12 protein-coding genes and 1 pseudogene are annotated in these 13,213 nt (G+C 35.9%); 2 read left to right on the plus strand and 11 right to left on the minus strand.

Translation table 11 applies throughout. The features are described from left to right. The first annotated feature begins 136 nt into the window (after window positions 1–136). Entirely contained in the window at window positions 137–1,045 is a 909-nt protein-coding gene (locus AC0L3W_RS06910) for a LysR family transcriptional regulator (protein ID WP_290037722.1), read from the plus strand. Between the two features lie 184 nt (window positions 1,046–1,229). Here the strand turns inward: AC0L3W_RS06910 and aphA are convergent, their stop codons facing one another. From aphA to AC0L3W_RS06955, 9 genes and pseudogenes are all read right to left on the minus strand, one after another. Then, window positions 1,230–1,940, minus strand: coding sequence for an acid phosphatase AphA (gene aphA / locus AC0L3W_RS06915; protein WP_409439320.1), 711 nt, complete (start codon window positions 1,938–1,940; stop codon window positions 1,230–1,232). 244 nt (window positions 1,941–2,184) lie between these two features. Beyond that, window positions 2,185–2,784: a YitT family protein gene (locus AC0L3W_RS06920; RefSeq protein WP_290037719.1), complete on the minus strand. Its 600-nt coding sequence runs from the start codon at window positions 2,782–2,784 to the stop codon at window positions 2,185–2,187. A gap of 381 nt (window positions 2,785–3,165) precedes the next feature. Next, window positions 3,166–4,254 (minus strand): rhomboid family intramembrane serine protease, encoded by a 1,089-nt coding sequence (locus AC0L3W_RS06925; protein WP_290037718.1) that lies wholly within the window; start codon window positions 4,252–4,254, stop codon window positions 3,166–3,168. Between the two features lie 10 nt (window positions 4,255–4,264). Continuing rightward, the gene (locus AC0L3W_RS06930) at window positions 4,265–4,882 is read right to left on the minus strand and encodes a hypothetical protein (RefSeq protein WP_409439319.1); all 618 of its coding nucleotides are present in this window, start codon (window positions 4,880–4,882) and stop codon (window positions 4,265–4,267) included. Window positions 4,883–5,068: 186 nt separating this feature from the next. Next, window positions 5,069–5,197: pseudogene (locus AC0L3W_RS06935) on the minus strand (VOC family protein); the annotation flags it as partial. Window positions 5,198–5,242: 45 nt separating this feature from the next. After that, window positions 5,243–5,521, minus strand: coding sequence for a LysR family transcriptional regulator (locus AC0L3W_RS06940; protein WP_409439318.1), 279 nt, complete (start codon window positions 5,519–5,521; stop codon window positions 5,243–5,245). A 210-nt stretch (window positions 5,522–5,731) separates the two neighbouring features. Beyond that, complete coding sequence (locus tag AC0L3W_RS06945; protein WP_409439317.1) at window positions 5,732–6,322, minus strand: P-loop nucleotide/nucleoside kinase family protein; 591 nt, start codon at window positions 6,320–6,322, stop codon at window positions 5,732–5,734. Window positions 6,323–6,447: 125 nt separating this feature from the next. Continuing rightward, entirely contained in the window at window positions 6,448–7,608 is a 1,161-nt protein-coding gene (locus tag AC0L3W_RS06950; protein WP_409439316.1) for an alpha/beta hydrolase, read from the minus strand. A 50-nt stretch (window positions 7,609–7,658) separates the two neighbouring features. After that, window positions 7,659–8,708, minus strand: coding sequence for an acyltransferase (locus AC0L3W_RS06955; RefSeq protein ID WP_290037708.1), 1,050 nt, complete (start codon window positions 8,706–8,708; stop codon window positions 7,659–7,661). Window positions 8,709–9,122: 414 nt separating this feature from the next. Between AC0L3W_RS06955 and AC0L3W_RS06960 the strand changes: the two genes are divergently transcribed. Next, window positions 9,123–10,376, plus strand: coding sequence for an MFS transporter (locus tag AC0L3W_RS06960; protein WP_409439315.1), 1,254 nt, complete (start codon window positions 9,123–9,125; stop codon window positions 10,374–10,376). A gap of 65 nt (window positions 10,377–10,441) precedes the next feature. On the opposite strand, the gene AC0L3W_RS06965 is transcribed toward AC0L3W_RS06960, so the two are convergent. Both AC0L3W_RS06965 and AC0L3W_RS06970 read right to left on the minus strand, forming a co-directional pair. Next, window positions 10,442–11,713, minus strand: a complete 1,272-nt coding sequence (locus AC0L3W_RS06965; protein ID WP_290037706.1) for a DUF2254 domain-containing protein — start codon at window positions 11,711–11,713, stop codon at window positions 10,442–10,444. A gap of 837 nt (window positions 11,714–12,550) precedes the next feature. Continuing rightward, the gene (locus tag AC0L3W_RS06970) at window positions 12,551–13,135 is read right to left on the minus strand and encodes a uracil-DNA glycosylase family protein (RefSeq protein WP_409439314.1); all 585 of its coding nucleotides are present in this window, start codon (window positions 13,133–13,135) and stop codon (window positions 12,551–12,553) included. Window positions 13,136–13,213: the final 78 nt, after the last annotated feature.

Consider the following 13,213-nt stretch of genomic DNA (forward strand, 5'->3'; position numbering starts at 1 on the left):
AGAAATGTGTAGTTCAATTTGAAAAGGAGTTTACTCCCAACAAATATAATGATAAACATTGCTAACATTGAATTATTGCCAACAAAATATTGGTAATAATATTATGTATGACATTTTAATCTTTGGGGTAATAACAATGGATAAGCTTGACATGATGAAAGCCTTTATCACTGTTTCAAAAGAAGGCAGTTTTACTAAGGCAGCAGAAAAATTAGATACCTCTAATCAACTTGTCAGCAAATATGTTGCACATTTAGAAGAGCATTTAGGCGTCAGGTTATTTAATCGCACCACTCGTACTATTCGTCTAACAGCAGAAGGCGAGCAATGTGTGCAACATGTACAGCAAATTTTAGAGCGTGTTCATGATTGGGAAGGTAGCCTAGGACAACTTAACAATGAAGCTCAAGGGACACTGCGCATTAGTGCCCCCGTTTCATTTGCCACCAAACATATCGCTCCTTTACTGAGAGATTTTCGTCAAAGTCATCCCGCAGTTAAAATTGATTTACAGCTCAATGATCGTAAAATTGATGTTATCGAAGAAGGCTACGATTTAGCATTGCGTATTAGTGACCTAAAAAGCTCTTCCCTGATCGCTAAACGTATCGCGCCTATCCATATAGTGACTTGTGCATCACCCGAGTACCTTGCCCAAAATGGCACTCCAGAACACCCTGACCAACTTAACCCTGACCATTTTTTACATTATAACTACATGGACTATAACCGGGGTCACTTACCCCTCATCAACGCATTAAAGCGATCAATTAAAGCACAAAGACAAAGTATTTCTTCTAATAATGGGGATGTATTAGTGGAGGCGGCGATTGCCGGAGAAGGTTATGTGGTACAACCGACTTTTATTGTTAGCGAGGCGATAAAGCAAGGTAAGTTAAAAGTCATATTAGAAGATTTTAACCCCGATGTAATGACCTTGTATGTGGTTTATCCTCATCGAAAATTAACCGCAAACAAACTCACTGTTTTTATTGATTTTATTAGCCAATATTACGGTGAAAAGCCTTATTGGGATGAATTTTAAACACGACTTTATTTGTTAATGAAAATATTTTAAGAAGTTATAGCTACTAATGGCTTGTATTACCGTCGTCAATAACGGTAATACAAGCTTACTCATCAGAGCGATAAAACAACTCGATAACATTCAAATGAAAAAAAGAATATTAAACTAATCGATTGAATTTTTAACGCTTCTTGCTAGAAAATTAATACTGCGAATCTAATACAACACGCTCACCATACAATCCATTTTTTGGAAGTGGTTTATAACTTGAGTTGGCTGCTCGCATAATACGGATCCCTTCAGCGCCAGCTTGGCGAGCTGAAATAATATCTCCATCTGAATCACCGTAATAAATTTTGATATTGTGTTGTTTGATGTACGGTGCTTTTAAATAAGCATCTTTACTAGATCCAGAGAAAATAACATCATGCATCTGATTGATATCAAATGTTTTTTTAATATAATTTGTCATGAAGTCACAATCAGATGGCGTACGAGCTGTAATAAAATAAATATCGTCACCTCGAGCTTGATGCATGGCAATTAACTTGCTGGCAATGGTTTTAGGTTGGCTAAATGCATCCCAACCACAGTTCGCTTTGTCCCAAAACTGTTGATTGGAAAGATATGAATACCCACCCGGTGAAAATTCTTGCTGGCCGCGATAAAACACAGGGCTACTAAACAAAACTGTATCATCGATATCAAAACCAACCGTCATTGCAGGTTTGCCTTTTAACTCCTTTGCCAATGCTTCAACCGAAACAGTATTTATATCTGATGGAACACCTTTTGCTAATAAATCTGCACTAGAGTAACCAGTTTGAGTACCAGGTGTTTTAGGATCTGCAATTGCAGTTTGAGAGAAAATCGATGAAATAATAATCGAGAGCGCCAGAAAACTTTTTTTCATGGAAGAGTCCTTTGAGTTTATGAACGGAAATTAGATCAGATTTTGCGTTATTGAATACAACACAAGTGTTGATAATACGAGGTAAATAAACAGAACAAAAGTAGAAGTCGTTAAATAGATTAATCTTAAACTATTGTTTTCGAGATATAGTTTTTTATGATGGAGTACTATATTCCACCAACAAAAAAACCAGTTTAGTTATTATTTCTATACAGGTGGTTTAGATAGTAGTTAGCATTCTTTTCTACTTACCGCTATAACGTCCTGGTTTATGGTTTATCACCAATATTAAATTACAGGCTGTTGCACCAATAATTGATAATAGAATGGCTCGCCAATCCACAATAAAAATGGCGAGTAATAACACAATAAAATCCACCGACATTTGAAACTTACCGATAGAGATATTGTATTTTTGATTTAAAAATTGTGCCAAAATCATTAATCCCCCCAAGCTTGCACCATGTCTAAATAACATCAGCAAACCAAAGCCAATTAAAAGCCCACCCACCACAGCTGAATAAATAGGATCTAAAAAGCTCACAGTAATAAATGTAGGTGTAAACTCAACAAAAACAGACAGTAATAAAACCGCGACAAAAGTCTTTAGCGTAAATTTCCACCCTAACTGTTTATAGGACAGAATATAAAATGGCAGATTAATAATAAAAAATATTTCACTAAAACTAAACTGAGTTGCGTATTGCCCTAAAAAAGACAATCCAGCCGTACCACCAATTAATAATCCTGTTGTTTTAAAAAGCATTACTCCCAATGAAGCTAATAGTGTGGCAATAATAATGGCTTGGACATCTTCAATAAAACTATGTTTGTTACTTGGCATTAAATTCTCTTCCTAGTGTCACGCAATACGCACATTTTTCAACATTGAATATAGAGTTTCAATTAAAAGAACTCCAGCACCTATAATCTCAATAGGTTAGCAATAAATAAGCCAAATACATTTATGAAATGATATTGAAGTAAGCCCTATTATCAACCGAGATAAAATCTGTGTTAGCTGACTAGAGAGATGGCTTAATCACAGAAAATGGATCAAAACAGTGCACTTAAGGGATTTATTGCTATATAAAAAGCCATAGTAAACGATCAACAACTCAAGGTTTAATCATTTCATCAAAGTACTCAATATAACTTGTTTATATAACAAAAGTATTAACGTCAGCCGACACCCCATTTCATGGCTGTCGGTATAAATAAAAACTTAACGTTTCACTTTCACTTCTTGGCTATTAAGCATCGCCAACAGAGGGTTTGTAGCAAATACTTTCTTTTTAACCAGCAAACCAATCACAATACCAACAATAAAACCGCCAATATGAGCCCAATAAGCGACACCTCCACCGCTTTCATTTGCTAAATAAAGACCCACAATATTAGTCACAATCCAAAAACCAAAGAAGATCATAGGGCTCACTTTTTTCTGATAAACAATCACCATCAGTGTCAAGCTAGCGTGCCTAAACCATAATAAATACATACCAAATAAGCCTGCAATCGCACCACTTGCACCTACCATTGGAATAGTTGAATTAGGATCAGCTAAAATCTGTGCAACAGCTGCACCAAGACCACACAAAGTATAATAAAGAATAAATTTGCCACGACCTAATGTATCTTCTAAATTGTCACCGATGATATATAAGAAGTACATATTACCAACTAAATGCATTAGCCCACCATGCATATACATATGGGTTAGTAGTGCCCACAATTGTTGACCATGACTGACTTGGTCAGAATGCAACGCAAAGTAATTAAAGGCAAAAGATTCATTAACGACTCCCACACTATAACTAATAAAGAATAAAATATTAAAAAATAGCAAAGAGTACATTGCCCATGGTGTTCTTTTAGGCTTTAGATTGTATTCCACTGGCATTTGCGATAAAAATTGAAACAACCAAGTACGTTTATGTGTCGGTTTATCTAATTCCAACAGAGCTTGTGCAATCGCTGGAGATTGGGTTACTTTTTCTAACTCTTCATGATCTAGCCAAACTCCAAAACAGTTAGAACAGGTATCAACTTCGACCTCAAAACCGGACATTAGATGATAACGAGATAGCTTTTTATCACATACATGGCAATGACGTTTAGATTCGCCCAATACCTCTCCCAAGGCCTCTTCCATATAAACCTGTGAATTACCATTATCAGCAACAGATAAAGCACCGTCTAACTCGCCTAGTTCTAACCAGATACCATGACATTCTTGACACTGCTCCACTTCTTGTTGATGAAACTCATATGCTCTCATTGAAGTACTGGCGCAATTTGGGCAATTTTTCATTGTAATTTCCTTAATTATTTGACAACGGGCCGACTTCAATACCAGCTTCTATAAGTTCGTGATGTAGTTGGGTATAATTGTTAATTAGATTTTTTAGCGCACCATCACTTACTTTTTTATTAAGTGCTAGTAGTAAATCCGCACCATATTTAGGACCAAATTGATTGTTTTCTATTTTTGTAATGATCTGCGCAGTTTCTGAATTATAACGACGAACACCGGAGAGTATGTAACTTGGTGTTTCTAATGCATTGGATGAATACTTCATGTTACCCCATACAAAATCGTCAATCGCAGGGTGGTAGGCTTTTATATTGTAAGGTGACTTCTCTTTCAGTAATTTAGCATAGCTATCAAGTGTCTTAATATTATCGCCAAGCTCATCAGCCAAAGCATGTTGCAAATAGAAATTCTTCTCTTTGCTATTTAAATTTTCAAATAATAAAGCTTGGGATAAACCCTCTTGAGCAGCTAAATAAACCCCTATCACAGTCGCAATGACCATAAATATTTGTCCAACCCAAAAACCGCTTTTTATTAAGTCAGAATTATCAAAACGAATTGCAGGCCGTTGTTTTTTATTTTTTTTATCAAGAGTTTCAGCTACTTTTGGCGTTTCAGGTTCCATTATCTCTTTCTTCCTTGTTCGTTTAGTTAAAATTAATCTGTGTATTAATGTTTACTGCAATAAACACCTAAAAAATAATATCACATATTAATAATATTTTTATATTTACCTGAAAAATTAGTAAGATATAGCTATATATAGCAAAGACTGTAAACAGAAGATAAAAAATCAGTAATGGTAGGGAGATTTATAAGATTGCCTTTCTGCACGATAATGTTCAGTACTCACTTGCAACCCAAGAATGTCAGTATAAAAATACTTTGACCTTGAATAATCAGAACAAATAACCGCAACATGATTAATTGGCTTAAACAATCGACACTGCCAATAGAAGAATAGAATATTTACATTACTATTATTTTATAGTCGATTAACAACATAAAGTAGAAAGGTCATTTGGTTATTAGACAAGTGATGAATGGGTGAAGATACTTTAACTAAGGCACCGGATTCAATCCCTTGTTTACAAATAATATCATCAGCTAAGAATAAGCCTTCCCCATCTAGTGCAGCTTCTAAAGCAAGTGACAAATCTGAATAAACATAACCATGCTTCCAGCTGTTGCTATTAGGCAAATATTTAATAAACCATTGCTTCCAAACCGCTCTACTGTTGTCATGAACTAACGGTACCTGCACGAGGCTGCGTAGAGTCCAAACTAGCGAATCCAGACTGGAAAGTAGAAATGATGTTTATTGCCGCATTACCGACAATTTGATAAAAAAGTAGCACTGCGCTGCCTTTTATAATAAATAGATTAGGTAACATCAATTACCTAATCTGTGCAGACTTATTAATACAGTCTCTGTTTGGTCAGCCATAAGAGAATGGAAAACCTGAAAAATCAACTACGGTTTCTTTTCTAAAATAGAAACCACCTCTTTCATTGAGTTTTCATATTCTTCTTGGTTGGAGTTTTTAAATAGAAGTAGATCATCGACGATATCGGGGTTATCAAGGCTCAATGGAATAGAGAAATCAACGTCTTTAATATACTCATCCCAATTGTCGAGCTTCCATGTATCTCTTGATGAGTTTCTTTCAATCATACGACTTTTGACTACGTCAACATCTGTCATCACCCAGACAACGGTTAAACGTGCATCTTTTTCGATGAGTTGATTCTTTAAATTATCAATAAAAGCAGTGTCTCTAATTTCACGAGTAAATGGCGCGTTAATTAGTACAATATCATCATATTCAAGAGCTTCCATTGCTAAAGCTAATACCGCGTCGTACTCGTAATTACGAATATGCTCTTCAAAGAAATCGGAGCTTCGGTTAACCTCTTCATTCATCACTTTAAAAATCTGATGTGATAGCACTATTAACGTATCTTTATCTAAATACACAACATGCTTCAGTGCTTTAGCCAATTTTTTAGAAATGTAGGTTTTGCCACTTGCTGGCGGCGAGGTTACTAGAATAAGTCTTTTCATTATTAATCCTTAATAATATAAGCTATTTTGAAAATTTATTTCATTAAATTAAACAATAAAAAATGTTTAATTAGCGTGGTATTACTATCAAATATCACCGTCTGCTTCCTGTATGTACTTATACATTATTGATTATCCATTACGCGATCCAGCTCTGTCATACTTTTATCAAAATAAGGATTATAAGTTAATCGAGCCAATGTTTTACCTTCAACATGCCAACCGTAAGAAGAGTACCAAATATCCTCACCTGCTTCACAAGCCTTTTGTCGCTCTTTAGACTGGCCATTATTACATATAGTGATATCGGCTTTTGCACCATATTCGGTATTATTAGGTGAATATAACAACCCCATATGAGAACTATTAACGATATGTAAATCAGGGCGATTCATACTAAAACGGGTACTTTGCGAGATTGATAGGTCTTCTTCACCTAGCCATACAAGGTGATTGTTTTTATTTTTAAATTGTTGTTCGAATACAGCAATAGGAAATGCCCTATCAATGACACGGTCGCCTTCACTGATCATCATAAACACAGGTTTGTTATAAGTGATATCCTGTAGGTCTTCTTGAACTGTTGCAGCAGTATCGTAATAAACTGCTGCACCATGCATAGGTAAAGAATTATAACGTATGTAATTGGTTTCAGGGTCTTGATCAGCCCATGTCACAAAGTAACTCGCCAAACTAGCCCACTTCACCACTGATTTTTCTGGCTTAAAAGCTGGAGAAAACAATAATAATCCAGCGATGCCATCATCATTTAACGCTTCAGATGTTACCAAGTTTGCTCCAGTAGAATAGCCTCCCAGCCACAGTTTATTTGACTTAGTTTTTAATAACTCAATATGATGGTGTACCACACCTTGCCAGTCTTCTAAACTAGGCAACATTAAATCGCCAGATTTACTACCATGCCCAGGCAATAAAACCGTTCTTACCAAATACCCCTGCGACACTAAATGATCAGCAATATCGATAAATGAATATGGAGAATCGCCCAAGCCATGCACTAAAAGCACCGCGTCACCATTTGGATTTTCAGGAATTAATTCAAAAGGTAAATTAGCGCGTAACTCTTTTTCAACATCATCGGTTTTAAAGACTCTATGCGTTAATAGCCACTCTCTTGTCTCACTAATATATTGCTTAAAGGTATCTTGCGAATAACTAGGTAAAGCATCGGCGACTTGATAATTAGGGTTAAGATTGGCTTGGCTACAAGCAGCAAGTAACACAACAGAGCTCAGAACAGCATGACGTAAAAATGATGAAATCAAGTTAAAATCCTATTGAAAAGTTAATAATAAATATATTCATTTACTACGACTTACGGCGCAATTAAGTTTATTACCGGTATTTTTTTAATGAATAAAACCATAAAAAATGATAGTAGAAATACAATCAACGACGTTAAGGGTATAAATAATAATGGGTCACCTGAAAATGCAGATAATTCAAGCCCAATGCTCCCTGTTTTAAATAAATAGATGAAGACAGGATGAATGAGATAGATGCCAAAACTACAAGCACTAAGTTTTTTAACCATCTTCAAAAGAGTTGTATTGTTAAATACAGCGCTGTTTATTGCCACATACTTTATAAGGATAAAACAGGAAATTGCAGCAATAATAGTATTAGGCGCAAGGTAAGAGTATAAATAATCTGAAAACTTCCCATCATTACTTAGCGTTAAATAATAGGTACCCGAAGCAGTAAAAATAACCATCAGTAAATAAATAGCAACAGAAAAAATGAATACCTTCAATGAGATAGTCTTTTTCCCTAAGATATACCCTAATACCAAGTATCCAATGTAACCAGAAATAGAATGTAGATCTATTTTACTATCTACACCAATCACTTTTTCAATAAAGGGAATGACAGAAACGGCTAAAAACCAAATTAAGCAATAATAAACAAGCAATTTATTATCAGTAGAATTGGTCACTATTCTTAAGATAGGGACAAATAAGTAAATACCTATTAGCGCGTATAAAAACCAGAGATGATAGTAACTGGGTTTAAGTAATAAACTGTAAAACTGCTCAAATTTTGGAAGTTCACCATTCTCAACAATGTTTTTCCATAAAATAAAAAATAACGACCAAAAGATAATGGGTACCAGGAGTTTTTTAAATCGCTTTGAAAAATAAAAGCCTAAAGGTTCCTGTTTTTGCAATAACAAAAAACCAGATACCATAAAAAATAGCGGGACACAGACTCTCACCATAGAATCATAGACATTTGCAATTAACCAGTAATCCAAAGGTAATTGATTGAATTTATACAATAAAGGCGAGGCTGAGTGTAAAAATACAACCATACCGATAGCAATAACACGGAGATAATCAACCCACACTACTTTTATATTTTCCAATTTAACTCCTGAGTCTGATTAATAATTAATATGTGACAGTACAAATATAAACCCAAGTGGCTAATGATATAAATATCAAACTGATTATTAAGCAATAAACACTAATTAACAAGAAGAGGGTTAAACAAGCAAAGCATAAATTAAGACATGATAAACAATAACGCATACGTGAATATTTCATAGTTTTACCTACGAACCAAAGCTTCATTAGAGCGAAATAGTTATATGCGCTATTAAACTATACATATTAGCGACAAAATGTTGCCTATTTAGACATCTCCTTAGTGGCTTTTATTTTGCTTGATCTTTATTGATTGAGAACGTTACATTTTATGTATCAACACGTTATGATAAATGAAAAGTACTTTTCCTGCTTTACAGCTGTTTAATCCAAAATCTCGAGGTTAACCGACTTTGTCCAATTCATTAAGTGATCACAATGATCAAGTTTCTACGACAACACCGTCTTTAAAACCCAATAACTTATTAGTCTATGTAATGGCTATTGCATCCGGTATGGCGGTGGCTAATCTTTATTACGCACAACCTTTACTACACACCTTAGCGAATATGTTTGGCACCTCTATCGGTACCACTGGGCTGATTATTACCATGACGCAATTAGGATATGTAATGGGTTTAGTGTTGATCGTGCCACTTGGTGATTTACTTGAACGACGTCGTTTAATTACGATTGTTACAGCAGGCACTGCTATTGGCTTAGCCGGTGCAGCACTGTCGAGTAGCATTGGAATATTTCTACTTTCTTGTTTAGCAATTGGTTTAACAGCAGTTGCAGCTCAAGTGTTAGTCCCTTTTGCGGCTGTGTTAGCAGAAGAAGGACAACGAGGAGCAGTGATTGGGCGCGTGATGTCAGGTTTATTATTGGGTATTTTATTGGCCAGAACAGTATCAGGAGTGATTGCTGATGCCTATGGTTGGCAAGCCGTATTTTGGTTTGCCACATTTAGCATGCTTGTTCAAACCGCTGTGCTATGGAAAATGCTTCCCGAAAGTCGAGGTGAAATGCGTTTATCATATCCAGCATTAATTGGCTCAATACTGCACTTATTACGTGATGAGCCTTTGTTAAGACGTCGAATTGTTTATGGAACACTTGGGTTTGCTTCCTTTAGTGTGCTTTGGACTTCCTTAGCTTTTTTACTTGCTCGTCCTCCTTATAATTACACAGATTCATTGATTGGCTTATTTGGATTGCTTGGCGCAGCAGGTGCTCTCAGTGCAAGTTTTGCTGGTAAACTTCATGATAAAGGTCATACCCGTATGGGAACAGGATTACTGTTGTCATTAATCATGATTGCATTCACAATCATGGGCTTATTCAGCACTCACCTTTTTGCCATCATGATTGGAGTGATCCTGCTAGATATTGGGCAGCAAGGATCTCATATCTTAAATCAAAGTGTGATTTATACATTGAACCCTGCTGCAAGAAGTCGTATTACAACAGCCTATATGACCAGCTTTTTCTTTGGTGGCGTAGTCGGTTCAGCTTCTTCTGGATATGTATTTGAGATAGCAGGTTGGACTGGTGTATCGTGGTTGGGCGGCTCTTTTGGTGTTATTGCTTTTTTATATTGGTTAACAGAGTTTAAAACAAACACACAACACGCTACTGACAGTGAAACCAGTTTAGAGAGTCAATAATTTAAAACATTGAACAAGCTTTTAAAGTTATACCTCGGTTTAAAGGCCTGTTCATTATTCAACGATCAACTAGGCTTGTTTGCTGCATTTTTAACAGCGATCAAGTCTTCTTCTATATCAAGTGCTTTACATGCCCGCTTTAACGCTAAATCCTTTTGATAACGAGCAGCTTTTTGAATATCATCATTGTTAAGTGACTCAAGAGAATTAAATGCTTTTTGTAAGCGAACACAGACCTCTATGCTACCGGCACCATCACGAGCGATAGCGGTAAAAGCATCTTCAAACATATCCGATACCAGAATCTCTGGCACTGCGACTCGGTCAAACTCAACGTGGTTTTTATTTTCAGTTTTTGCTGGTGCGTTAAAAGTAGAAATTAAACGTACCAATGTGCCAATCACTTTTATCGCCGTCCCTGGATCATTAACAGCTGGAGATAAGGCACGAACTGCAATTTCAGATAATGTAACCAAACCAAATCGAGGATCATCTTCAAAGGTACGATCTTTACCAATGTGAAACGCCTCCATTAAACATGTGCAATCCAATTCAGACAAATCGCCTGATGGAATGCTAACGTAAGCCAATGCTTGATCAGGTGAAGCAAATGTACCAGGTAAAGCCGACAACACTACCGACACGTCAACATCATTTGCCCAGTCTTGAATCACTGCCATGTCAATATGCTGTACATAGCCTATTTTGGATGTATACACAGCTTGGCCTTTAGTTGGTGAACCTAAAATTGATATTCCACCCAATGTCGGCTTATCTCTTCTTCTAGTCAGCGCTTTTTCCGTTGCACTTTCCACTTTATCAATAGTTGAACCCACTCGTCCCAAACGCGCAATGCTGTCTACCCACCTTACAAAAGTCAAAATCACCACAGCGAATACAAATACAGTTAGAACAAAAAGCGTAAAAAGCCCCGCTTTATCATAGAAAGTATTTTTGACAGCAGTAATTGCAACGACACTAAAAATGAAAGCACCAACAAAAGTGGAAAGTGCATTCTGTGACACATCGTCGGCAACCACCAGCGAGAAAGAACGAGGGCTCGCAGAGTTACTTGCAGCCGCGTATGCTGCAACCATAGATGACACAGAAAGCGTCGCAATCACCAACATGCTAGAAGCCATAATGGAAAGTAAGGTTTCAACCGAATCCTTTTCAACTAAAGGCGCAAAGTTCGCTAACTGAGAGCCATCTATAAATTTCGCAGCAAAGACAACAACTACCGACAATAAACAGATTGCTAATGGGCGCACCCAAAGCCGTTCAGCAAAACGATTAAACAAAAATCGAAGGCGATCTAACGAAATGAATGAAGTCATAATGGCACCCTATATTCACCTAGCTAAGCTGTTGAATTTCTTGCTATCAGCCTAAACAGTTGAAATAAAAACCACATTAATTCACATTTACTTGAGATTCAAATTTATTATTTGGTTTTGATTAAATGATTGATTAAATTAAAGTGAAAAAGCACTACGAGTCTCATTAGTTTATCATGTCATCGATGAACATCCATTTAGGCTTAATCTAAGCAATGTTTTGGCTTCTCTATATTATGAACGACCTAATACAGCTCACATGCTTACTCACTTTACCTAAATCGTACAGCCTATATCACCTTATTCTAATTGACAGCGCTACAGCAGTACTTGGTCGTTAGCTATTTTATCTGCTACCAATATTGCTATAGGCACTTTCATATTTTAATACAAGAGATGATAACCATTAGTTTCAAAGAATCGATATTCCAATAATGACGGTTTTTTCTTTAATAGGTTATAGAGAATATTGTTGAAAATAATCGAATAAGCATTCTGATACTTGATTGGCTACTAGCAGTTTGAGTTACAAGGTAACTAATAATATATGCAGAAGAAAAACCAACCAACTACGGGTCGATAAAAACAAATACAGGTGTAGCTAAACTTTTAGTGTGCAGACGTTTAACCAACAATAAAAACCTTATAAAAACAATAAACCATTGATTTAAAAATTTAAACCTAGTAACAAAAATTTTCCATATACTGATGTATTCTATTTTTAAAAAATACTAAACAGAAATTTTACGGCGTCAAAAATACATTTCAAATCGCCGAACTAGTCACAGGATAATCAAATAATGGAAGTAAACTACCCTATGAAAAGCTAAGTAAAATCTATTTAAGAATATTATGAACTCTATTTTGTAATACCGTTAATACATCTGCTTCAAACCATGGATTATTTTTTAACCAAATATTATTACGTGGACTTGGATGTGGTAGCGGCATAATCTGATCTCCAAACATAGCCCAATTCTTGACTGTCTCAGTAAGATTTTTACCTCTATTTTTTAAATGCCATGCCAAAGCATATTGTCCAATAACAAGTGTAAGTTGTATATGTGGCATCGTTTCAAGCAATTTATTACGCCAAGTCTCTGCACAGATTGGCGGAGGAGGTAAATCACCTGATTTCCCCTTTCCTGGATAACAAAAAGCCATGGGCAATATGGCAATTTTTTGTGAATCATAGAAAGTTTCTTTATTAATCCCCATCCATTCTCTTAATCGGTCACCACTCGGATCATCAAATGGAATACCTGTAGCATGAACTCTTGAGCCAGGCGCTTGACCTGCAATAAGAATTTTCGCATGCGGATTAACTTGTAAAACAGGACGAACGCCTGCTTTTAAGTTAGTTTCGCAAATAGTGCACGAATCCACCTCTGTTAATAATTGATTGAAGTCTTTTATTTTCACGATTTACTAAAAGCCTATTATTGTTATTAAAGTGAGGCCTAACCAATTAGATAGACTGTATTTTGGACTCAGTGAAAG

The organism is Psychromonas sp. KJ10-5 (assembly GCF_055808325.1).

Bases quoted from the DNA above. Each gene is read 5' to 3' on its own strand.
- AC0L3W_RS06910 (WP_290037722.1), top strand. From the start codon at position 137: ATGGATAAGCTTGACATGATGAAAGCCTTTATCACTGTTTCAAAAGAA.
- aphA (WP_409439320.1), bottom strand. From the start codon at position 1,940: ATGAAAAAAAGTTTTCTGGCGCTCTCGATTATTATTTCATCGATTTTC.
- AC0L3W_RS06920 (WP_290037719.1), bottom strand. From the start codon at position 2,784: ATGCCAAGTAACAAACATAGTTTTATTGAAGATGTCCAAGCCATTATT.
- AC0L3W_RS06925 (WP_290037718.1), bottom strand. From the start codon at position 4,254: ATGAAAAATTGCCCAAATTGCGCCAGTACTTCAATGAGAGCATATGAG.
- AC0L3W_RS06930 (WP_409439319.1), bottom strand. From the start codon at position 4,882: ATGGAACCTGAAACGCCAAAAGTAGCTGAAACTCTTGATAAAAAAAAT.
- AC0L3W_RS06945 (WP_409439317.1), bottom strand. From the start codon at position 6,322: ATGAAAAGACTTATTCTAGTAACCTCGCCGCCAGCAAGTGGCAAAACC.
- AC0L3W_RS06965 (WP_290037706.1), bottom strand. From the start codon at position 11,713: ATGACTTCATTCATTTCGTTAGATCGCCTTCGATTTTTGTTTAATCGT.